The organism is Arthrobacter sp. PvP023, assembly GCF_017832975.1.
Lineage (GTDB): Bacteria > Actinomycetota > Actinomycetes > Actinomycetales > Micrococcaceae > Arthrobacter.
Genome location: NZ_JAFIBI010000001.1, coordinates 3,970,939 through 3,990,542 on the forward strand (window position 1 = coordinate 3,970,939; position 19,604 = coordinate 3,990,542).

Genomic DNA, 19,604 nt, shown 5'->3' on the forward strand with positions numbered 1-19,604 from the left:
CCGCGTGGCCGTCTGGATTAATTGCGCGGCACATCAATCCAATAGCGCCGAAAATGCTGCCCGTTAGCACCTACCCTTACATCCTCCAGCAGGCCGCCGCAGCGCTCGATAGTCCTGGCTGACGCTGTATTTGCATCATCGCAGGTCAGAAGCACGCGGTCAGGCTCACCCTGCGCAGCCAGACGGGCACACACTTCCTGCAGGGCCCACGACGCCGCCCCTCGCCCGCGGTCGGAAGGCCGGACCCCGTATCCGATATGCCCTCCCGAGCTCAGGAGGGCCGGTGTGAGGTAGTGGCGGAAGGCGATCGCCCCCACATACCTCGAGCCCTCCGTGATCCAGCGGTAGGTGCAGGGGACAATGCCGCCCGTCCCGGCAGCCCGTTCAGCATCCACCAGCCTGCGGACCCAGGCGGCGAACCCCGCCGGGCTGGTGATGTCGTCATCTGCCATTAGCCCGGCACCGTCCTGGTGGGTGCCGCCCCACTCGCGGTGGGACTCGGCAAACGACGGGTAGAAGGAGGCATCCGGGACAACGAGTTCAAACATGCAGACGACCCTATCGTGTGGCTGCTCCCCAGGAAACTGCGGGGCCGGGGCTCCTTCATCGCAGCACCCCGGGCGATGGCCGCCGTCATTGGCGCCTGGGCAGGGCTGGCGGCCATCGGCTGGGCCCTGCTCTACCTGCCCCATCTGACGGACGGCTTTATCTACGGAGCCGGGGTGCCCCTGCGGGCCGACTTCGCCGAAGCCCTCTACATCTCCCTGGTCACTCTTTCCACCGTGGGTTCGGCGACATCGTGGCAGCGCATCCGGTGCTCAGGCTGGTTGTTGCCCTCCAGGCGGTCACCGGCTTCGGGTTGCTGACTGCAACGGTCACCTGGATCCTTCAGACGTTCCCGGCCCTGAACCGCCGACGCGCCCTTGCCCACCAGCTGACCCTGTTCAGGGAGGCTGCCGGCGGGTGTCCTGGCGCTGGATCCCGGGCATGCTGCCGAGCTGTTGGAGTCAATGGCGGGAAACGTGGCGTCGGTGAGCATAGACCTGCTCGCCTTCCATGAGACCTACTACTTCCGTGAAGTTGAGCAGCGCGGCTCCCTGCCCGCCACGGTGGCCTACGGCCAGGAGATGGCATCCCAGGCCCAGCAAAGCGAAAGCGCTGAACTCCAGTTCGCCGGGCGGATGCTGCACGCGGCGCTGGACGGACTCGCGGACGTCCTCCGCGGAAAATTCGGCCAAGTCGGAACCACGTCCGCCGATGTGTTCGACAGCTACGAGCTCCACCATAGACACCGGCGGCCGGGAAACCCGGACCCAAAGTAGCGTCCCAGCTACGGTCCAGCTCTCAGCACCTTGGGCCAGGACCCGGTACTCCCGGTGCCCGGCGGTCCCTTCCCTAGGCCCCAGCTCACGGAATGACCTGATCTGAAAATTCACCCCACCGAAACATCCCGCGCAGAAGCACCATAGTTGTCATCTAGTCACTTTGGTAACATGGCCATCATTAGCGCCAAGGTGTGTCATACGCCACAGCGGGAGAACTGCCTCGGGGCGGGCCCAACACGATTCCCAGTGTTGCCGCCGCACCGAGGCCGGGCCGGGAAGTCCAGGCGACACGAGATGACCGTCAATGATTAGCCGCACCCCCACGTCTGTCCGGAGCAAGTTCGCCGTGCGTGCCGTGATGGCGGTATTTTCGGCACTCGTGCTGCTGCCGGCCACGGGCGCACAGGCCGCACATCTCCAAGCCCCGAAGCTGCAGGCACCTGCCGGAACCAGCGTTCCCCCAGCGGCCACAGCGGACATCCAGTCGGCCGCCATCAGCTCCGGCCTCGGCCCGGCGACCTCCGCCGTCGTCTGCGGCCTCGCCAACGGCGGCTGTTACCAGAACTACCAGCACGGCAAGATCCACTGGTCCCCGGCTACAGGCGCCCACATCTCCACCGGGGCCATCGGTACCGCGTGGGAAGCGCAGGGCTGGGAAAACGGGCCATTGGCCTACCCTGCCTCCAACGAGGCCAAGGGACTGGCAGGCGGCGGTGCGTACCAGGCCTACCAGCGCGGCCAAATCCATTGGTCCCCGGCCACCGGCGCCCACCCCACCACCGGCGCCATCGGCACCGCGTGGGCCGCGCAAGGATGGGAAAACGGGAAGCTCGGCTACCCCGTCAGCAACGAAGCCACCGGCCTCACCGGCGGCGGCGCGTACCAGGCCTACCAGCGCGGCCAGATCCATTGGTCCCCGGCCACCGGCGCCCACCCCACCACCGGCGCCATCGGCACCGCGTGGGCCGCGCAAGGATGGGAAAACGGGAAGCTCGGCTACCCCGTCAGCAACGAGTACGCGAACGGTGCGGGCAGCATCCGGCAGGACTTCCAGGGCGGGTCCCTCACGTGGTCCGCCGGCAGTGGCATCGGCCAGCCGTCGTCGGCGTCGTTGGCCAGTAGCGGCAAATACCCGGTCCACACGAACATCGTCGCCACAACGTTCTGGGTGGGCGAGATCTTCAACGCCAGCGTCTCGGATGGGTCGCAGGTCTGCTCCACCTACGATTCCCAGTGGGCGTACCGCCACACCGGGGTCAAGCCTTACCTGACGCCATCCACTGCGTCGGCGTGCCCGGGCAGCAGCTACGGCGGCTGCGACGGTGTGGGCTCCGGGACTACGGCTGCCACCTTCATCTGCACCACGGAACGCCGGACCGCGGCGAACGGGTACTTCCCCACCAAGCAGCCCACGCCGAAGCAGAACCCGTTTTACCTGGACCTGCCGTACGACGACGTGAACGACCCCACCGCCTTCGCCCGCCGCTGCACGGACATCCCGTGGGCCGCCGCGGACAACGCTGCCACCGGCGCCAACAACTGCGCCAACAGCAATTACAGTTACATGAAGAACCGCTGGGTCCAGCTCACGGGCCCGAACGGGAACGTTTGCTACGGGCAGATCGAGGACGCCGGACCTTCCAGCGGCTCGCTCTACCACGACGCCGGCTACGTCTTCGGCAGCAACAACGCCCGCCCTGCTAACACGCAGTTCAGCGGGGACGCCTCCCAGGGGGCAGGAATGGATGTATCACCGGCCCTGAACGGTTGCCTCGGCTTTGCCGACCTCGACGGCGACAACGACCACGTGTCCTGGCGGTTTGTGGACTCGCCGCCCGCCGGCCCGTGGACGAAGGTGGTGACCACCAGCCAAGCGGCGCAGTAGCCGCCCGGCGATGACAACGGCACCCCCGCGCCTTTATCCGCCCGGCGTCGTCCCCGCATGTCACGCGTGAGAGGCCCGCGCAGCCTCGTAACTGCCGTCGAACGGCAGGGTGTCCATGGCCAGCAGCGGGTCCTCGTCCTGGGTGGCCACCAACTCGGGGGCTGCCTCATCCGGATCGACAGCACCTGCCCGCCCTCCTCAATGAGCGCAAAGCGTTATGCTGGATCCCTCGGCTGAAGACGCCCGGCCATCGGATCGCACCACCCCACGGAGCTGCCATCATGGCCGAGGCGCTTGCCCCCGCAGAACCCACCAGCACAGAGCTCCGCCGGCTTGCGGCGGACACCTTCGGGTTGCCCCGCCTCCGCGCCGGGCAGCTCGCCGGAATGCGCGCCCTCGTCGCCGGCCGGGACGTCCTCGCCGTGATGCCCACCGGCTACGGCAAGTCGGCCATCTACCAGGTGGCCGCGCTGCAACTGCACCAAAACAGCGCAAGCCGCGGACCCGCCGTCGTGGTTTCCCCGCTGATCGCCCTGCAGGAGGACCAACTGGACGGCCTCCTCGAGACCCTCGGCGGGAACGCCGCCGTCGCCATCAACTCCGGCCACAGCGACGCCGATAACAACGCCGCCTGGGAGGCTGCCGAAAACGGCGACGCCGTCTTCGTGTTCCTCGCCCCCGAACAGCTCGCCAAGACCGAAACCGTCGAGCGGCTCACGGCGCTGGATGTCCCGCTGTTCGTGGTGGACGAGGCCCACTGCGTCTCCTCCTGGGGCCACGACTTCCGCCCCGACTACCTCCGCCTCGGCGAGGTCCGCGCGCAGCTGGGCAACCCGCCCGTCGTCGGCCTCACCGCCACGGCATCTCCCCCGGTGCGCGAGGAAATCCAGCAGCGCCTGCACATGGCGGACCCGCTGGTCCTGGTACACGGCTTCGACCGGCCCAACATCCGGCTCGAAGTGATCCGCCACCACACAGACAAGGACAAACGCCGCGCCGTCACCAAGCAGGTAGCCGAGCTCAAAGGCCCCGGCCTGCTGTACGCCGCCACCCGCAAGGACACCGAGGCTTACGCCGACGCGCTCACAGCCCTGGGCCTGCGCGCCGAGGCCTACCACGCCGGCCGGAAGCAGGGCGAGAGGGACCGCGTCCACCAGCAGTTCCTCGACGACGAGCTCGACGTGGTGGTGGCCACCACCGCCTTCGGCATGGGCATCGACAAACCCAACGTCCGCTTCGTCATCCACGCCGACATCCCCGACTCGCTGGACAGCTACTACCAGGAGATCGGCCGCTCCGGGCGCGACGGCCAACCCGCCTCCGCCGTCCTGCACTACCGCTCCGAGGACCTGGGCCTCCGCAAGTTCTTCGGCACCCACACCCCGGACAAGGAATCCCTTCTGGCCGTCCTCCAGGCACTGCGCGACGCCGGCGGGCCGGTAAAGCAGAAGGCCCTCGCCGAGCAGACCGGCTTCTCCCCGCGGAAGCTCACCGGACTGCTGAACCAGCTCCAGGAAACCCGCGCCGTCCGCACCGGCAAGCGCGGCATCCGGCTGGACGCGGGCGCCAGGCTGCCCGCAGTGGTGGAACGCGCCGTCGAACACGCCGAAGCACGCCAGCGCGTAGACCGCTCCCGCATCGAAATGATGCGCGGCTACGCCGAGACCGACGCCTGCCGCCGCCAGTTCCTGCTGGGCTACTTCGGCGAGGACCTCCCCGAGCCCTGCGGCAACTGCGATACCTGCACCGACGGTTCCGCCTACGAGGAGGATTACGACGACGCCGCCGCGGCCGCCGCGGGCGGTGACCCTTTCCCGCTCCAGGCCGCAGTCCGGCACAAGGAATGGGGGCCGGGCCTGGTGATGCGGCATGAGGAGGACACGATCACGGTGCTGTTCGAGCAGGCGGGCTACAAAACGCTGTCCCGCCAGGCTGTGACCGACGGGAAACTGCTGACGCTCGCGACATGACCGGTTGTTGACCGCATTCGGTAGTGTCAGGCTATGGACAGCGGCACGTTGGTCAACTTCGCCTTGGTTCTCTTCTTTGTGCTGCTGGGCGGCGTCTTTGCCGGCACCGAAATGGCGCTCATCTCCCTCCGGGAAAGCCAGGTGCGCCGGATCGAGAAGGCCGGCAAACGCGGGGCCAAGGCTGCCGCGCTGGCCCGCAACCCCAACCGTTTCCTCTCCACCGTCCAGATCGGCGTGACCCTCTCCGGCTTCTTCTCGGCCGCCTACGGCGCGTCCACGATTTCACCCGACATCGAACCCGGCCTGGAACGCGTGGGGTTCGGCGCCGCGGCCGAGCCGGTGGCCTTTATCGGCATGACGCTGCTGGTGGCGTATCTCTCGCTGGTGCTGGGTGAGCTGGTGCCCAAGAGGCTGGCCATGCAGAGCGCCGTCGGCTTCACCAGGGTCCTGGCCCCGCCGCTGGTGGTCCTGTCCGAAATCATGCGGCCCGTCATCTGGCTGCTGTCCGTATCCACCGACGCGGTGGTCAAGCTCTTCGGCGGCGACCCGCACGCCAAACGGGAGGGCATCAGCTCCGAGGAACTCTGGGACTTGGTGGCGGAGAGCGACCTGCTGGAGGAGAGCAGCCGGCACATCCTGACCGACGTGTTCGGTGCCGGGGACCGCACGCTGCAGGAGGTCATGCGCCCCCGCACCGAAGTGACCTTCATCGACGGCACCATGACGATCGCCGACGCACGCAGCATGGTCCGGGACGGCCCGTACTCGCGGTTCCCTGTGATCGGCAGGACCCCGGACGACGTCCTGGGCTTCGTCCACATCCGCGACCTGATGCCCCGGGATGACAAGCAGGATCAGCAAATGGTGAAAGACATTGTCCGCGAGCTCCTCCCCCTGCCGGGAACCAACCGGGTACTGCCCACACTGTCCCGGATGCGCCGGCTGGGCCACCACATCGCACTGGTGGTGGACGAATACGGCGGCACTGACGGCATCGTCACGCTGGAAGACCTGGTCGAGGAGTTGGTGGGCGAAATCTACGACGAATACGACACCGGCGCCGACCACGAGGACCGCGTCACCGTGGCCAACGGATCCGTCGACGTGGACGGCGGCCTGATCCTGCAGGAATTCGCGGCCGCCACCGGCATCACCCTCCCGGAGGGCCGCTACGAGACCGTGGCCGGGTTCGTCATCTCCCGGCTGGGACGCCTGCCGGTGGTCGGGGACCGGGTAGAGGTGCCGGGCCACATGCTGACGGTGCTGGCGATGGACCGGCTCCGCATCGCCCGAATTCGGGTGACGCCCGTGACCGGGCAGCCGAAGGAACCCTGAGCTGTCGGCCTAGAGAGCAGGCGTCAGAGGACCTTGGACAGGAACGCCTTGGTCCGTTCGTGCTGCGGATCGTTGAGGACCTGCCGCGGCGGCCCCGCCTCCACCACCACTCCTTCATCCATGAACACCAGGGTGTCCGCCACCTCGCGGGCAAAGCCCATCTCGTGCGTCACCACGATCATGGTCATGCCGCTCTTGGCCAGTTCCTTCATAACGTCCAGCACCTCGCCCACCAGTTCCGGGTCCAGCGCACTGGTGGGCTCATCGAAGAGCATGAGCTTCGGGTCCATGGCCAGGGCGCGGGCGATGGCCACGCGCTGCTGCTGCCCGCCGGACAGGTGCGCCGGAAAGGCATCGCCCTTGTCCCCCAGGCCCACGCGCTCCAGCAGTTCCATGGCCCGGGCGGTGGCCTTGGCCTTGGAGATCCCTTTCACCCGCATCGGGGCCAGGGTGATGTTCTCCACCGCGGTCAGGTGCGGAAACAGGTTGAACCGCTGGAACACCATGCCGATTTCCTGGCGCTGGAACGCTGCCTCCTTGAGCTTCAGTTCGTAAAGCTTGTCCCCCTTCTGGCGGTAGCCCACCAGCTGGCCGTCCACCGACAGCCGGCCGCCGTCCACCCGCTCCAGGTGGTTGATGCAGCGCAGGAACGTCGACTTGCCCGAGCCGCTGGGCCCCACGATGCAGAGCACCTCACCCGGGTCCACCTCCAGGCTGATCCCGCGCAGCACCTTATTGGTGCCGAAATTCTTGGAGACCCGCTCCGCGAGCACCATCGGCGCGTCCGTCATCCTTTGCCTCCAAAGTCATTGCCCAGCGGTCCGCCGGGGACCCCCGGGGCGCCCGGGGCGCCCGGAACCGCGGCAGGTGCCGCTCCCGCCGTCGTACTTCCCTTGCCGGTCTTGGCGCGTCCGGTTCCGCGCGAGAACCGCTTTTCAATGAAGTGCTGGCCCACCATCAGCACCGAGGTGAAGAGCAGGTACCAGAGGGACGCCACAATCAGCAGCGGCACCGGCGTGAACGTCACCGCGGAAATACCGCGGGACACCCCGTACAGGTCAACGCTCAACGGGATCGCCGCCACCAGCGAGGTGGTCTTGAGCATCGAGATGACCTCGTTGCCGGTAGGCGGAATGATGATCTTCATCGCCTGCGGGACCACCACGTACCGCATGGTCTGGCCCCAGGACATGGCCAGCGCCGTCGACGCCTCCGCCTGCCCCTCGTCCACCGAGAGCAGGCCGGCCCGGACAATCTCTGACATATAGGCGGCCTCGTTGAGGGCCAGGCCGATCACCGCGGTGATGAAGAGGTTGGTGAACACCTCGTTCGGGATGGTGACCCACGGGTCCATGAACGGGATGCCCAGCGTGAACACCGGATAGATGAGCGCCACGATGCCCCAGAACACCAGCTGCACGTAAACCGGGGTGCCCCGGAAAATCCAGATATACAGCCAGGCGATGCTCTTCAGCACGGGGTTGGGCGAAAGCCGCATGATGGCCAGCAGCAGGCCGATCACGATCGCGCCGATCATCGCGTAGATGGTCAGCCACAGCGTGACCCACGCGGCCTGGCTGATTCGGCGGTCGAAGATGTACTTGCCCACGTCCGCCCAGCCGTAGTCCGGACGCTGGGCGGCGTCCAGCACAAAGACCGCCAGGCCGATGATAAGGAGCACTGCCACCACGTTCCGCCACGGGTGGCGCAGCGGGATGGCGACGATCGCTTCCGGCGGTGCGCCGTCGTCGTCGTTCCATGCCCTGCCGGCCCGCTGCTTCCTGGCGGGATCCTTCCTGCCCGGTTCCGGCTGCCTGCCGGTGTCCCCGTTCCTCCCGGGGTCCGCCTCAATCATCCGGCCGGGTTCCGGCTCGCTCATGCCGTATCACCCCTTGGCTGCCACGTTGAGGTCCGCCGTCTTGATGCCACCGGCTTCCACTCCCCACTTGGACAGGATCTTGGTGTAGGTGCCGTCATCGATCAGCGCCTGGAGCGCCTTCTGGAGGGCCGGCGTGAATTCGCTGCCCTTGGCCACGGGGATCCCGTACGGCGCCACTTCGAAGGCGTCGCCGGCGGTCTGCAGCTTGTCCTTGGTCTTGGAGATCGCGTAGAGAGTCACGGGCGAATCGGCGCTCATCGCGTCCACCTGTCCCACCACCAGGGCGTTGGTGGCCTGGTCCTGCGCGTCGTACTTGAAGATGGTGATGGCGGGCTTGCCGGCGTCGGTGCAGGCCTTCGACTTGGCGGGCACTTCGTGTGTGTCCTCATACGTGGTTGCCTGCACGGCCACCTTGAGTCCACAGGCGTTGTTGGGGTCCACGGTCTTGCCCTGGGGCGCGGCCCACTGGATGCCGGCGGAGTAGTAATTCACGAAGTCCACCTGCTTTTCGCGTTCCAGCGTGTCCGTGAAGGAGGACATGCCCATGTCGTCCTTGCCCGCGCGCACGGCCGGAAGGATGTTGTCGAACGTGCCGATGTCGAAGTTGACCTTCAGGCCCATCACCTTGCCCAGGGCGTTGGTGAGGTCCACGGACCAGCCTGCCGGGGCACCGTTGTCATCCTTGAACTCGTTGGGCGGGTAGTTGTTGGCCATGCCCACGTTCAGCACGCCGGCCTTCTTGATCTTCTCCGGAAGCATCGCGGCAACGGAATCGTTCTTCTTCACGTCGATGGCGTCAGCGGTGCCGGATGCGCCGCCGGTGGCCGGTGGCGCGCTGTTGTCGACGCAGCCGGAAAGCGAGAGCGCCGTGGCGATGGTGAGGACGGGGATGAGGTATCGGGTGCGCATGGCTTCCTTAGCTGTTCAGGGATTTTTCGTAGCTCCCGCAACGCCGCGGGAGAAGTGCACTGTGTACTTGGTGGGAACTCGTTAGTGCGTGGTGCCTGACGCTGTTGTTTCAAGGATTTCCCCGGAATGACGGATGTCCCGGAGAATTTCCCCGCCCCGAGCCTTCACCTCGGAAATGCTGGAAACGCCTACTAACGTCATGGTACGCCGGAGTTCATCCGAGAAGATCTCGATGATCCGCCCGACGCCCGGCGAGCCCGCAGCCACCAACCCGTACAGGTAGGCCCTCCCGATCGAGCAGGCGTCGGCGCCCAGCGCCAGCGCCTTGAGGATGTCGCTCCCCCGGCGGATGCCCGAGTCCACATAGATCTCGATCGAATTGCCCACCCGCTGGCGGGACTCCTGCAGCACATCCATGGGGCTCAGCATGTGGTCCAGCTGGCGGCCGCCGTGGTTGCTGAGCTGGACGGCATCCAGCCCGATCCGTGCGGCCTTGTCGACGTCGGCCGGGTTGACGCAGCCCTTGAGCACGATCTTGCCGTGCCACGCCTGCCGCAGGGCGTCCAGTTCCTTCCAGCCGCTGGTGGCGTCCGAGTGGCCCAGGATGTGCTGCCACATGGACGGGGTGACCACCGAGGTGGCCGCGGCACTGCGCGGATCCAGGTTGGGGAAGCTGATGCCGTCCGCCGCCAGGAAGTTGATCCACCACGACGGCCGGCGGGCGATGTCCGCGATGGTGGAGAGCGTCAGCGCCGGCGGCGCGGTGAAGCCGTTTTGGAGGTCCCGTTCCCTGGCACCCAGGGCGCGGGTGTCGACGCCGACAATCAGGGTGGTGAAGCCGGCGGCTTCGCAGCGCGCCAGTTTGTCCTTCAGGGCTTGGGCGTCGGAAGTGAGGCCGAAGTTGAACCAGCGGTCCAGGGACGGGTGGCTTCCCGCTATGGCTTCCATGGACACGGTGCTCAGTCCGGCCAGCCCGTACGGGATCCCGGCCCGGTCGGCCGCAGCCGCGACCGCCAGCTCCCCCTCGGGATGGAACAGCCGCGTTGCCCCGGTGGGCGTCAGCGTCAGCGGCAGGGCACTGCTCTTCCCCAGCAGCGTGGTGCTGGTATCGGGCCCCGAGACCGGGCCCCAGCTGGGCATGAGCGCCCAGGAATCGAAGACCGCGCGGTTTCGGCGGAGCGTCACCTCGTCTTCGGAGCCGCCGTCGAGATAATCGAAAATCCCGGCCGGCAGGACTCTGCGTGCCGCCTTCCGGTATTCCTCCACATTAAAAGCGTTGGCCAGCACTCGGCGTCGTCGGGATATCACAGGGGCTTTGACCTGGACGAGCTGCCTGGCTTCGCTGATTTTCAATGACGGCCTTCCCACTGCATGCATACGTTGTGGTTCAGCGTACGAAGCGGGACTCACGGCCACTATGGAGGAAGCGACAAATTGCCGGGCTGTTTCTTGGCAGCGGCTGCCAAATCGGGTGAGCGGCGCCGCCGGCGGACTAGAGCTTGGGGATCAGGACCGGGGTGTTCTTCTTGTAGGCCTCATAATCGGCCTGGCCGCCCCATTTCGAATCGGCCTTCTTCTCCAGGAGCGGTATGCCGCTGGCTTTGATGAGCAGCAGCGCCACGAACACCGGCGAGAGCAGGGCCACCCACTGCCAGCCTTCCAGCACCGGTATGGCGATGAGGAGCACACCGATCCAGAGCACGATCTCGCCGAAGTAGTTGGGGTGGCGGGACTTGGACCACAACCCGGTGGAGATGAACTTGCCCTCATTGGCGGGGTCCGCCTTGAACCGGCCCTTCTGGTTGTCGGCCACGATCTCGATGCCGAAGCCGGCCGCCCACACCACAAAGCCGGCGAGGGCCCACCCGTCAAGTGCCACGCGGGTGGCGCTCGTAATTGCAATCCAGGCAGCCGCTGCCGTGAGGACCACCCAGAGCCCCTGAATGGTCCAGGTGTTCAGGAACCGGAGGAACGAGGGCTTGATCTCGTCGAAGCGGTCGTCCTTGCCGTGCCTGCTGACCCGGCGGAACAGGAAGCTTCCCAGCCGCGCGGCCCACGCCACCACCATTGCCGCGAGCAGAAGCCCCCGGGCATCCACACCCGGGGTGAGCAGGACCAGGAGGAGGGTGATGGAGATGTACGTCAGGGCGCCGGTGAGGTCGTAGAACTTCTCGGTCTGCGCCTTGAAGGCGGGGATGAACGCCAGCCACTGGATGAGGAACGCAGCCCCGACTCCCACGGCAAACAGGGGGAAACCGCCCAGTGCCGCGCCGGCCTGGCTGCCGGCCACGGCAACCAACGCCCCGATGACCACAACCACCGGGAGACTGATGAGCGCCTTACGGTCCGATTCCTTCATCAAAGCTTCCTTTCAGACGCCGGCACGAAATCCGACACGAGCACCCGGGAGTCAATCCACTAGCCAGCCTACTATTCAATCCTGTTTGAACATCCAACTTTATTGGGTAGTGTGGATACATGCAAATGCAAGCAGGTGCGGGCCCCAGTGCAACGCCTTACCACCCTGCCGCCGTGGCACTCCAGGGCCTGTTCACCCTCGCCAACGAAACCGAGCGCGAGCTCGCCCGCGGGATGGGGATCAACCTGACCGACTTCCGCGCCCTGTCGGCGCTCGAACGGTCCGGACCGGTCACGGTGGGCAAGCTCGCCGAGGACCTCGGCGCAACTCCGGCCACCACCACTGCCATCGTGAACCGGCTGGAGAGCCGCGGCTACGTGGCCCGGCACCGCGGCGCGGACGACCGCCGCCAGGTCCAAGTGAGCACCACCCCGGAATCCTCCAAGGGAATCATGGCCCTGATGCGGCCCCTGATGACCGCCACGGACCAGCACCTCAAGGCCCTGCCCGCCGCACAGCAGAGCGCCGTGGCGGATTTCCTCGACGTCGCCCGGCACCTGATGCGTGACCACCTCCGCACACTTTCTGAGAGGGACAGCCAATGAGAGAATCCACCACCCCGCTGCTCGTTGAGCCGTCCATTCACCGGAACGCCACCGGGCTGCTCATGCAGAGGTTCCGGACCTCCCCGGACCACGTCGCCTTCGAGGTACGCGCCGCCAATGCGGCGATCACGGAACCATGGCGCCGGGTGACCACCCGCCAGTTCGTGGACGAGGTGCGTGCCCTGGCCAAGGGCCTCATCGCCGTCGGACTCCAGCCCGGCGAATCGCTGGCCATCATGTCCCCCACCCGGTACGAGTGGGCGCTGGTCGACATGGCAGCGTGGTTCGCCGGCGCCGTCGTCGTCCCCATCTACGAGACATCGGCAGCTCCCCAGGTGACCGCGATCCTCGGCGACGCAGACGTGCGCCTCGCGATTGCCGGCACCGCTGGGCACGCGGCCCTGCTCGAGCACGGATTCGAGCAGGCGGGGCTGCCGGGCCTGGGTGTCTGGACGATGGACGCCCGCCCGGGCGCGGACCTCGCTGAGCTCGTAGTCCGCGGCGCCGGGATCTCCGCTGCCGCGGTCGAGGAGCGGCGCCTGCTGGCGAACCTCGACTCGGTGGCCACCATCGTCTACACCTCCGGCACCACCGCCGCGCCGAAGGGTGCCCTCATCACGCACGGCAACTTCGTGGGGCAGGTGCTGAACGTGGGGGCCGCCTACACGGAAGTGGTCCGCGAGGGCGGCAACACCATCATCTTCCTGCCGATGGCCCATGTGCTGGCCCGCGGACTGCAACTGATTTGCCTGGCCAATGGAATGCGGATCGCGCACCTGTCCGATCCCCGCGACGTCGTCCCCGCCCTGGGCGTCCTCCGGCCCACGTTCCTGGTGGTGGTCCCCCGCGTGCTGCAGAAGATCCGGGCGTCCGCCGCGGACGCCGCGGCGAAGAAGCACCTGGGCCGGGTGTGGGCTTCGGCGCAGCGCACAGCGGTGGAGTGGGGCCGGTTCGCCGAGGCCCGCGACGCCGACCCCGCCGTCAAGGCCGCGCCGGGGCTGCGGCTGAGGCATGCCCTCTACGACCGCCTGTTCTACGCCCGGCTGCGGAAGCTGATGGGCGGACGGCTCGGCTACCTGCTGTCCGGTGCCGCCGCGCTCGACGCCGAGCTGTCCCTCTTCTTCCGCGGCCTCGGCCTGCCGGTGATCGAGGGCTATGGCCTCACCGAGACCACCGCTCCGCTGACCGGGAACATGCCCGGTGCGATCACGTCAGGCTCCGTGGGCGTTCCCATGCCGGGAACCACCGTGCGCATTTCGGACCAGGGCGAGGTGCTGGCCCGCGGCGTCGGCGTGTTTGCCGGCTACCGCAGACCCTCCGACAACACGGACGCCTTCGCCGATGGGTTCTTCCGCACCGGCGACCTCGGCACGATCGACGGCACGGGACGGCTCATGCTCACCGGCCGGCTCAAGGACGTCATTGTCACCGCGGGCGGCAAGACCATCTCCCCCGCCATCTGGGAAGGCTACGTGGAGGGCGACCCCCTTGTGGCCCACGCCGTGATGGTGGGAGAGGGCAAACCATACCTCGGCGGACTCGTGCTGCTGGATCCGGATTCCGTGGCGGCCTGGGCGGCGCGCGAGGGCATCACGGAGCTGGCCGGCTTGCGGATCCCGGACGACGGCGGCGCGGTGCGGATCGACGACGCGCGGCTTCTCGCTATGATCGGCAACGCGGTGAGTGCCGCCAACGCGAAGATCGCGCAGTCCGAGCAGGTGCGCCGCTTCGTGCTGCTGCTCACCGACCTCAGTGAGGCCAACGGTATAGTGACGCCCACCATGAAGCTCAAGCGCGCAGCCTTCACCGAACGCACCCGGCACATCGTCGAGACCCTCTACGCCCAGCCAAGGAGCCAAGCATGAACGTCCGAGTCAAGAAGTGGCTGCTGGCCTATGCGGCGGCCGCCGTCGTGTTCGCCGTCATCGACGTTGCCTGGATCCTCACCGTGGCGAACAGGCAGTACGAAAGCCAGATCGGGGACCTGCTGGCGCCCAGCGTCAACCTCGCCGGCGCCGTCGTCTTCTACCTGATCTTTGTCGTGGGCATCGTGCACTACGGCATCCGGCCCAACGATGCCGGCGCCACCATGCGGCAACGGGTGACGGGCGCCGCCCTGTTCGGCTTCTTCACCTACGCAACCTGGGCCCTGACCGCACTGGCCGTGCTGAAGGACTTCCCCGTCCTGGTGGCCGTGACTGACATCGCCTGGGGTGCCGGGGTGTGCAGCGCCGTCACCTGGCTGACCGTTACCGTGCTCCGGCCGGCCCGTGTCCAGCAGAGTGCGTCGTAGTCCTCGACGCCGCCCGTCCGGTCAGTAGCTCCGTCATGCCTGCTGACGGCGCGGGGGTGTTTCCCGGAGCGCAGAGCCAATCCCAGCCCACCCTCGCGGACGTGGCGCGCTCGGCCGGATCGGAAATCGTCAGCGTCGTGGAGATGCCGGCCGATGACCAACAGGCTGTCGCGGGCTCGGTGCTGTACGACTCGACCGCCGCTCCCGCCACGTTCCCAGGCGCTGTTGCCCTGGCCATCGGCCTTTCGCTGTCCGGAAAGCGCCTGCGGGCCAAGGTCCAGGAGCTCAAGGACGCCGGCTACGTGGCCATCGTCTACAAGACCAACGGGAAGCCGGACACGGCACTCCGGGCAGCCGCCAGGGAAACGGGGGTGGCGCTCTTCCGGGCTTCCGACTCCGTGCCGTGGAACCAGCTGGCAGAGATCATGGACGCCGCCGTCATCCCCCATCGGCAGTCCGGCCGCACCCTGGTGGACATCCGCCCCGGGGACCTGTTCGACCTCGCCAACACCGTTGCAGCCCAGGCCGGCGGTGCCATTGCGATCGCCGATCCGGACCAGACGATCCTGGCCTATTCCACCCTGCCGGACCAGCCCATCGACGAGACGCGGCGGAGCTCGATCCTGCGCCTGCATGTGCCGCATTCCGAGCAAACCGACAAGGACTACCGGCGCGTCCATGCTGCCAGCGACGCACTGGATGTGGCGACGGAGGACCCCGGCCTCCGGCGCACGGCCATCGCCATCCGGGCCGGCGGCGCCGTGCTGGGTTCGCTCTGGCTGCTGGAACGCGCCGACCACCACAACGAGGACGCAAACCGGATCCTGCGTGAAGCCGCCAATGTTGCCGCGCTTCATATCCTGCATAAGCGCACCACCTACGTCTCGAACCTCACGCGCCAGATGGACCTGGTCAAGCCGCTTTTGTTCGAACCCGAGCGCGCCGAGCTGGCCGCCATCCGGCTGGGGATATCGGCGGCGTCCATCCGCGTGGCCGCGCTCAGCGTCTGGCCGGCGGACGCTATCGCGGCCGAAACGCTGCAGTCCCGCCTCCGGCTGTTCGACACCATCCGGACCGCCTGCGCCATCCGGCTGCCCTCCGCGGTCTGCGGGCTCTCGGACGGCATCGTGTACATCGTCCTGCCGCAGAGCACCGAATCGTCCCTGCAGTTCCAACGCGGCGCGCTCCTGAAGATTGTCCAGAACGCTCGGCGGCTTCTCTCACGCCCCGTCCTGGCCGCACTGGGTGCCGCGGCCACGATCGACCGGCTCGCGGAGTCCCGGGTCAACGCGGAACTGGTCCTGTCCGAGCTGGTCCGCAACGTCGTCGAGGGACGGATATCCGCCGACTCCGACGACGTGGTGGCCGACGACGACTCCCTCGGCTCCCGCCTGCAGCTGCGCCAGATCGCCTCGTCCTTGACGGCGTCCGGCCAGCTGCCCGGGACCCACGCGCTCCGGATCGCCGGGTACGACGAACGCCATAAGAAATCGTTCGAAGAGACCATCTATGCCTACCTGAGCTGCGGCGGCAACGCGATCGAGGCCGCCAAGGCGCTGGACGTGCACGTCAACACCGTCCGCTACCGCCTGTCCCGGGTGAACGCCCTCTTCGGCATCGACCTGGATGATCCCGAGACGCGCCTGCTCGTGTGGCTGCAGTTGTGGGCGAGGCACAACCAGTAGCGGCTTCACCATCCCGTCAGCCGAACTGAACCTCGCTGAGGGCGGCCGCTACCGGTTCCACATGGCGCCGCCGGAAGGTGAGCCGTTCCATCTCTCCGGCGAGTTCCTGGAGATCGATCCGCCCTTTCGCCTCGTGTACACCTTCCGCTGGGAGGAACCGACGCCGGATGACCGGGACACCGTCGTCGACCTTTCACTGCAAACGGCCGACGACGGCACGCGCCTGGCGCTCTCACAGGGACCGTTCCTCACGGAGGAACGGCTGGAACTGCACCGCGGCGGCTGGACGGAATCGTTCGAGAAGCTGCAGGCGGTCCTGGAGAGTCGTGGCTGAGGCGGCGTCCGCTCAGCCCGTCAGTGTTTCAGGCCCTTCGCGTAGGCGGCCTGCCCCACATGCTGGAGGCAGTCGGCAATCGTGCTGACCAGCCGCACCCCGAGGGTGACCGGCGGATCCCAGCGGGTGTCCACGACGCGGTCGAAATCGTCGTCGCCGAGGGTATGCAGGAAGTCCGCGGTCTGCCTGTGGACGGCGTCGTAGTATTCGAGCAGCAGCGGTGCCGGGGCCTTCACGGAATCGACCTGGGCGCTCGAATGGCCGTAGCCGGTGTCACGCTCGCGCAGCGGCAGGTTGAAGCGGCCCACAAACCCCTGCGAAGTCCACACCTGGTCCAGGCCCGCTGCGGAGGCCACCTGCGCGTCCTCCACGCGGCCAAGGTGCCAGATCAGCCACGCAATCGAGTTACCGGTGCCGGCGGGGCGGCGGGTCAGGGCCTGGTCCCCCACGCCGTCCAGGGTTGCTTCCACGGTCTCCCGGATCCGGCCGAAGGCGTCCAGCAGCAGTTCGTTGGATTTCATCAGGTCCCCTCGCTGTGTGTCGGTGAGGCCCATGCTTGCACGGATGCGTCGCCACGGCATAGGGCCGGGCGGCGGGATAATGGAGTTATGACCGAACAGGACCAGAGCCGGGATCCGTGGGAAGAGTTCGACAAGCTCCAACCCGCAGGCCCCGACCGCGTAGAGGGGCTCCCCGGAGGGGAGCCGATGGGCTTTGGCTTCCGCACGGGCGTGCGCAGCGCCAAGGTGGCCTTCGGCTTCGCCGTGTATGCGCTGGTCCTCGGAACGGTGCTGGTCCTCACCGGTGCCGTCGTGTTCATCAGCCAGGGGCAGTGGCTGCTGCTCGGGCTGATGGTGCTGATCGAGGCCGTCTTCGTCTTTGCCTTCAGCCAGCTGGTGCGCTTGGCGCGCCACCGGCGCTCCGCCTCTTAGGCGGGAGGACGCCGTCGTCCGGGGAGCACACTAGCTGCGCCGTTGCCCCGCCTTGACGTCCTTGCGATACTTCACACATGCCTGCCCTCCCCGCCACCTTCGCCGAAGACGTCATCAACCAGCCGGCCCGCGTCCAGTTCGAGGCGTTCCTCCATGAGCACCGCAGCATGCTGAATGCCTGCCTGGACGGGCTGACCGAGGAGCAGGCGCGGCGGTCCCTGGTGCCGTCGCGGACCACCCTGCTGGGCCTGGTGAAGCACGCCACCTTTGTGGAGAAGGTCTGGTTCGACGAAGCCATCACCTGCCGGTCCCGCGCCGAGATCGGCATCCCGGCCACCCCGGATGAATCGTTCATCCTCACTGACCGGGACACCATTGCGTCCGTCCGGCAGGCCCACCGCGAAGCGTGGAAAGCATCCGTCCGCGCCACGTCGGTCCTGGAGCTCGACGACGTGCTCCGCGGCAACCGCCGCGGCCCGCTGCCGCTGCGCTGGGTATACCTCCACATGTTGCGCGAACTCGCCCAGCACTGCGGGCACGCGGACATCCTGCGCGAGCAGATCACCGCCGGCTAAGCCAACGAACGCAGCCATGGACTACACCAAAGACCCGCGCGTGGACCGCTACATCGAAGCGCTCCCGGCCTGGCAGCAGGCCATTTGCCGGCAGGTCCGAGACCTGGTCCACGCCGCGGATCCCGACGTCGAAGAAACCATCAAACGCACCGTCCAGCCCTACTTCGTCCTGGACGGGAACATCTGTGCTCTCCTTGCGGCGAAGGATCACGTGAACGTGTTTATGTACGACGGCGGCATCGTCCCGGATCCGCACAACATCATCACCGCCGGGCACAGCAACAAAACAGCCCGCACCGTCGCCTTCCGCGAGGACGAGGCCGTGAACGAGGAAGCCCTCGGCGAGATGTTCCGGGCGATCATCGCCAACAACCGCGCCGGGGGCTGGCGGAAGATCAAGGGCGGTGGATAGACCGGCACGTGAGCGCCGCTGCCGTGACATCAGCGAAGGTCCCCGGCTGGTGGGAGTCCGCCGTCCTCTACCAGGTGTATCCGCGCTCCTTCGCGGACGGGAACGGTGACGGCGTGGGTGACCTCGCCGGGCTTATCGCCCGCCTCCCGTACATCGCTTCCCTCTGTGTGGACGGCATCTGGATGACGCCGTTCCAGCCCTCCCCGCAGGTGGACCAGGCTGGCTGCAGCCGGACAACGCGGTGTGGGTGCTGCGGGAACCCTAGACATCTGACAGTGAGGTGGGTGGCGGCACCCGGGCAGGTGCCGCCGTCGTGCTTCCCCGCGCGCCGCCGCGTTACTGCCCGGGGGCCCGGTACGCCGGTGTCTTCTTGGCTGCGTCGTCGATGTCTTCCGGCGTCATGAGCGGCTTAAGGCGGACGTTCACGCTGCCCGTCGAATTGATCATCAGCGAAAGGGCGGCGGCGTCAGCCGAGCTGGGGACCTCGAACACGCCAAGGACGTCAGTGTCCCCGAAGGCGTAGTAAAAGCTCTCGAGCGATCCTCCTACGGAATCAAGGGCCTGGACCAGCGCCTCACGCCGCTTGGTACCGCCTTCGCGCATGAGCCCCTTGATTCCCTCGCCCACGTAATTCGCTTCAAAAAGATACTTGGTCATGGTCTTTCCTGTCTGGAAGCGGTCCCCGGGGTGGGGCCGTGGGCACAGCGTAGGCTCTCATCCGCGCGCGAACAACGGGTTCCGCAAAGTCCATAGGCGCCCGGCATGCATGAGGATATCTTGAGCAGACAGGAGCAGCCATAACACTCACGCACCACATCTCCGGAGGCAAGAAATTGACAGAACTGGACGACCACGGGCTGCCGCTGACAGCCCTTGCCGTGGCTGCCGGCCGTGCCGTCGAAACCTCCCGGGCCGACCCGCTCGTTGTGGATCCGTTTGCTGCGGATCGCGGGCCGTAATTGAAAGGGCGGTCCCGCTGCCACCGAAGGCAATGCGCCCGGACAGAGGCCAACGGCGGAGCCAGCCGGCGGTCCCGGCCCCTCCCGGGGTGGCTTCGTCACGGCCTGGCTGCCGTGACCCGGCAGCGCCGAAATATTCCCGCCAGG

22 protein-coding genes and 1 pseudogene are annotated in these 19,604 nt (G+C 67.3%); 15 read left to right on the forward strand and 8 right to left on the reverse strand.

The annotated features are described in order from the left end of the window. Positions 1-17 precede the first annotated feature (17 nt). Positions 18-548, reverse strand: coding sequence for a GNAT family N-acetyltransferase (locus tag JOE31_RS17950; protein WP_209746922.1), 531 nt, complete (start codon positions 546-548; stop codon positions 18-20). 15 nt (positions 549-563) lie between these two features. On the opposite strand from JOE31_RS17950, the gene JOE31_RS21635 reads away from it, so the two are divergent. From JOE31_RS21635 to JOE31_RS17970, 5 genes are all read left to right on the forward strand, one after another. Continuing rightward, positions 564-866, forward strand: coding sequence for a hypothetical protein (locus tag JOE31_RS21635; RefSeq protein ID WP_245199247.1), 303 nt, complete (start codon positions 564-566; stop codon positions 864-866). A gap of 165 nt (positions 867-1,031) precedes the next feature. Then, positions 1,032-1,322, forward strand: a complete 291-nt coding sequence (locus JOE31_RS21640; RefSeq protein WP_245199248.1) for a hypothetical protein — start codon at positions 1,032-1,034, stop codon at positions 1,320-1,322. A gap of 307 nt (positions 1,323-1,629) precedes the next feature. Further along, the gene (locus tag JOE31_RS17960) at positions 1,630-3,210 is read left to right on the forward strand and encodes an LGFP repeat-containing protein (protein ID WP_209746924.1); all 1,581 of its coding nucleotides are present in this window, start codon (positions 1,630-1,632) and stop codon (positions 3,208-3,210) included. Positions 3,211-3,491: 281 nt separating this feature from the next. Further along, complete coding sequence (locus JOE31_RS17965; RefSeq protein WP_209746926.1) at positions 3,492-5,180, forward strand: ATP-dependent DNA helicase RecQ; 1,689 nt, start codon at positions 3,492-3,494, stop codon at positions 5,178-5,180. A gap of 33 nt (positions 5,181-5,213) precedes the next feature. Further along, positions 5,214-6,515 (forward strand): hemolysin family protein, encoded by a 1,302-nt coding sequence (locus tag JOE31_RS17970; RefSeq protein WP_209746928.1) that lies wholly within the window; start codon positions 5,214-5,216, stop codon positions 6,513-6,515. Between the two features lie 23 nt (positions 6,516-6,538). Here JOE31_RS17970 and JOE31_RS17975 read toward each other — a convergent pair whose 3' ends face one another. From JOE31_RS17975 to JOE31_RS17995, 5 genes are all read right to left on the reverse strand, one after another. Continuing rightward, entirely contained in the window at positions 6,539-7,306 is a 768-nt protein-coding gene (locus JOE31_RS17975) for an amino acid ABC transporter ATP-binding protein (protein ID WP_280872979.1), read from the reverse strand. Next, positions 7,303-8,394 carry an amino acid ABC transporter permease gene (locus JOE31_RS17980; protein ID WP_209746930.1) on the reverse strand — a complete coding sequence of 364 codons (1,092 nt, stop codon included), beginning with the start codon at positions 8,392-8,394 and terminating at the stop codon, positions 7,303-7,305. The genes JOE31_RS17975 and JOE31_RS17980 overlap by 4 nt, the downstream gene beginning before the upstream one ends. Positions 8,395-8,400: 6 nt before the next feature. Then, on the reverse strand, positions 8,401-9,303 hold the full coding sequence (locus JOE31_RS17985; RefSeq protein WP_209746931.1) for an ABC transporter substrate-binding protein: 903 nt from the start codon (positions 9,301-9,303) through the stop codon (positions 8,401-8,403). Positions 9,304-9,384: 81 nt separating this feature from the next. Continuing rightward, entirely contained in the window at positions 9,385-10,656 is a 1,272-nt protein-coding gene (locus JOE31_RS17990) for an alpha-hydroxy acid oxidase (RefSeq protein WP_209746933.1), read from the reverse strand. A gap of 139 nt (positions 10,657-10,795) precedes the next feature. Continuing rightward, positions 10,796-11,662 carry a DUF1295 domain-containing protein gene (locus JOE31_RS17995; protein WP_209746934.1) on the reverse strand — a complete coding sequence of 289 codons (867 nt, stop codon included), beginning with the start codon at positions 11,660-11,662 and terminating at the stop codon, positions 10,796-10,798. A gap of 119 nt (positions 11,663-11,781) precedes the next feature. On the opposite strand from JOE31_RS17995, the gene JOE31_RS18000 reads away from it, so the two are divergent. From JOE31_RS18000 to JOE31_RS18020, 5 genes are read left to right on the forward strand one after another with little or no spacing between them, the layout of a single operon-like run. Beyond that, the gene (locus tag JOE31_RS18000) at positions 11,782-12,267 is read left to right on the forward strand and encodes a MarR family winged helix-turn-helix transcriptional regulator (protein WP_209746936.1); all 486 of its coding nucleotides are present in this window, start codon (positions 11,782-11,784) and stop codon (positions 12,265-12,267) included. Next, entirely contained in the window at positions 12,264-14,132 is a 1,869-nt protein-coding gene (locus tag JOE31_RS18005; protein WP_209746938.1) for a long-chain fatty acid--CoA ligase, read from the forward strand. The genes JOE31_RS18000 and JOE31_RS18005 overlap by 4 nt, the downstream gene beginning before the upstream one ends. Next, positions 14,129-14,560, forward strand: coding sequence for a DUF2177 family protein (locus tag JOE31_RS18010; protein ID WP_209746940.1), 432 nt, complete (start codon positions 14,129-14,131; stop codon positions 14,558-14,560). The genes JOE31_RS18005 and JOE31_RS18010 overlap by 4 nt, the downstream gene beginning before the upstream one ends. Before the next feature lie 35 nt (positions 14,561-14,595). Beyond that, complete coding sequence (locus JOE31_RS18015) at positions 14,596-16,245, forward strand: CdaR family transcriptional regulator (RefSeq protein WP_209746942.1); 1,650 nt, start codon at positions 14,596-14,598, stop codon at positions 16,243-16,245. Further along, positions 16,187-16,579 carry an SRPBCC domain-containing protein gene (locus tag JOE31_RS18020; protein ID WP_280872982.1) on the forward strand — a complete coding sequence of 131 codons (393 nt, stop codon included), beginning with the start codon at positions 16,187-16,189 and terminating at the stop codon, positions 16,577-16,579. Before JOE31_RS18015 ends, JOE31_RS18020 begins: the two co-directional genes overlap by 59 nt. A 20-nt stretch (positions 16,580-16,599) precedes the next feature. Here the strand turns inward: JOE31_RS18020 and JOE31_RS18025 are convergent, their stop codons facing one another. After that, complete coding sequence (locus tag JOE31_RS18025; RefSeq protein ID WP_209746944.1) at positions 16,600-17,100, reverse strand: DUF664 domain-containing protein; 501 nt, start codon at positions 17,098-17,100, stop codon at positions 16,600-16,602. Between the two features lie 87 nt (positions 17,101-17,187). On the opposite strand from JOE31_RS18025, the gene JOE31_RS18030 reads away from it, so the two are divergent. From JOE31_RS18030 to JOE31_RS18045, 4 genes and pseudogenes are all read left to right on the forward strand, one after another. Continuing rightward, positions 17,188-17,511 (forward strand): hypothetical protein, encoded by a 324-nt coding sequence (locus JOE31_RS18030; RefSeq protein WP_209746946.1) that lies wholly within the window; start codon positions 17,188-17,190, stop codon positions 17,509-17,511. 77 nt (positions 17,512-17,588) lie between these two features. Then, entirely contained in the window at positions 17,589-18,086 is a 498-nt protein-coding gene (locus JOE31_RS18035) for a DinB family protein (protein WP_209746948.1), read from the forward strand. 16 nt (positions 18,087-18,102) lie between these two features. Further along, the gene (locus tag JOE31_RS18040) at positions 18,103-18,498 is read left to right on the forward strand and encodes a DUF1801 domain-containing protein (RefSeq protein ID WP_209746950.1); all 396 of its coding nucleotides are present in this window, start codon (positions 18,103-18,105) and stop codon (positions 18,496-18,498) included. Positions 18,499-18,506: 8 nt separating this feature from the next. Further along, positions 18,507-18,713 (forward strand): annotated as a pseudogene (locus tag JOE31_RS18045) (alpha-amylase family glycosyl hydrolase); the annotation flags it as partial. A gap of 121 nt (positions 18,714-18,834) precedes the next feature. On the opposite strand, the gene JOE31_RS18050 reads toward JOE31_RS18045, so the two are convergent. Beyond that, a complete protein-coding gene (locus JOE31_RS18050) occupies positions 18,835-19,155 on the reverse strand; it encodes a GYD domain-containing protein (protein WP_011690798.1) in 321 nt (106 codons plus the stop codon). Positions 19,156-19,331: 176 nt separating this feature from the next. Here JOE31_RS18050 and JOE31_RS21740 point away from each other — a divergent pair, with 176 nt between their 5' ends. Then, positions 19,332-19,457 carry a hypothetical protein gene (locus JOE31_RS21740; RefSeq protein ID WP_280872986.1) on the forward strand — a complete coding sequence of 42 codons (126 nt, stop codon included), beginning with the start codon at positions 19,332-19,334 and terminating at the stop codon, positions 19,455-19,457. Positions 19,458-19,604: the final 147 nt, after the last annotated feature.

What these genes read in the sequence shown, in the direction of transcription:
- JOE31_RS17980 (WP_209746930.1), bottom strand. Translation starts at nt 8,394, where the DNA reads ATGAGCGAGCCGGAACCCGGCCGGATGATTGAGGCGGACCCCGGGAGG.
- JOE31_RS18010 (WP_209746940.1), top strand. Translation starts at nt 14,129, where the DNA reads ATGAACGTCCGAGTCAAGAAGTGGCTGCTGGCCTATGCGGCGGCCGCC.
- JOE31_RS18030 (WP_209746946.1), top strand. Translation starts at nt 17,188, where the DNA reads ATGACCGAACAGGACCAGAGCCGGGATCCGTGGGAAGAGTTCGACAAG.
- JOE31_RS17985 (WP_209746931.1), bottom strand. Translation starts at nt 9,303, where the DNA reads ATGCGCACCCGATACCTCATCCCCGTCCTCACCATCGCCACGGCGCTC.
- JOE31_RS17965 (WP_209746926.1), top strand. Translation starts at nt 3,492, where the DNA reads ATGGCCGAGGCGCTTGCCCCCGCAGAACCCACCAGCACAGAGCTCCGC.
- JOE31_RS18020 (WP_280872982.1), top strand. Translation starts at nt 16,187, where the DNA reads ATGATCCCGAGACGCGCCTGCTCGTGTGGCTGCAGTTGTGGGCGAGGC.
- JOE31_RS18040 (WP_209746950.1), top strand. Translation starts at nt 18,103, where the DNA reads ATGGACTACACCAAAGACCCGCGCGTGGACCGCTACATCGAAGCGCTC.
- JOE31_RS17995 (WP_209746934.1), bottom strand. Translation starts at nt 11,662, where the DNA reads ATGAAGGAATCGGACCGTAAGGCGCTCATCAGTCTCCCGGTGGTTGTG.
- JOE31_RS18050 (WP_011690798.1), bottom strand. Translation starts at nt 19,155, where the DNA reads ATGACCAAGTATCTTTTTGAAGCGAATTACGTGGGCGAGGGAATCAAG.
- JOE31_RS18035 (WP_209746948.1), top strand. Translation starts at nt 17,589, where the DNA reads ATGCCTGCCCTCCCCGCCACCTTCGCCGAAGACGTCATCAACCAGCCG.
- JOE31_RS18025 (WP_209746944.1), bottom strand. Translation starts at nt 17,100, where the DNA reads ATGAAATCCAACGAACTGCTGCTGGACGCCTTCGGCCGGATCCGGGAG.
- JOE31_RS17960 (WP_209746924.1), top strand. Translation starts at nt 1,630, where the DNA reads ATGATTAGCCGCACCCCCACGTCTGTCCGGAGCAAGTTCGCCGTGCGT.
- JOE31_RS18000 (WP_209746936.1), top strand. Translation starts at nt 11,782, where the DNA reads ATGCAAATGCAAGCAGGTGCGGGCCCCAGTGCAACGCCTTACCACCCT.
- JOE31_RS18015 (WP_209746942.1), top strand. Translation starts at nt 14,596, where the DNA reads ATGCCTGCTGACGGCGCGGGGGTGTTTCCCGGAGCGCAGAGCCAATCC.
- JOE31_RS17975 (WP_280872979.1), bottom strand. Translation starts at nt 7,306, where the DNA reads ATGACGGACGCGCCGATGGTGCTCGCGGAGCGGGTCTCCAAGAATTTC.
- JOE31_RS17970 (WP_209746928.1), top strand. Translation starts at nt 5,214, where the DNA reads ATGGACAGCGGCACGTTGGTCAACTTCGCCTTGGTTCTCTTCTTTGTG.
- JOE31_RS18005 (WP_209746938.1), top strand. Translation starts at nt 12,264, where the DNA reads ATGAGAGAATCCACCACCCCGCTGCTCGTTGAGCCGTCCATTCACCGG.
- JOE31_RS17950 (WP_209746922.1), bottom strand. Translation starts at nt 548, where the DNA reads ATGTTTGAACTCGTTGTCCCGGATGCCTCCTTCTACCCGTCGTTTGCC.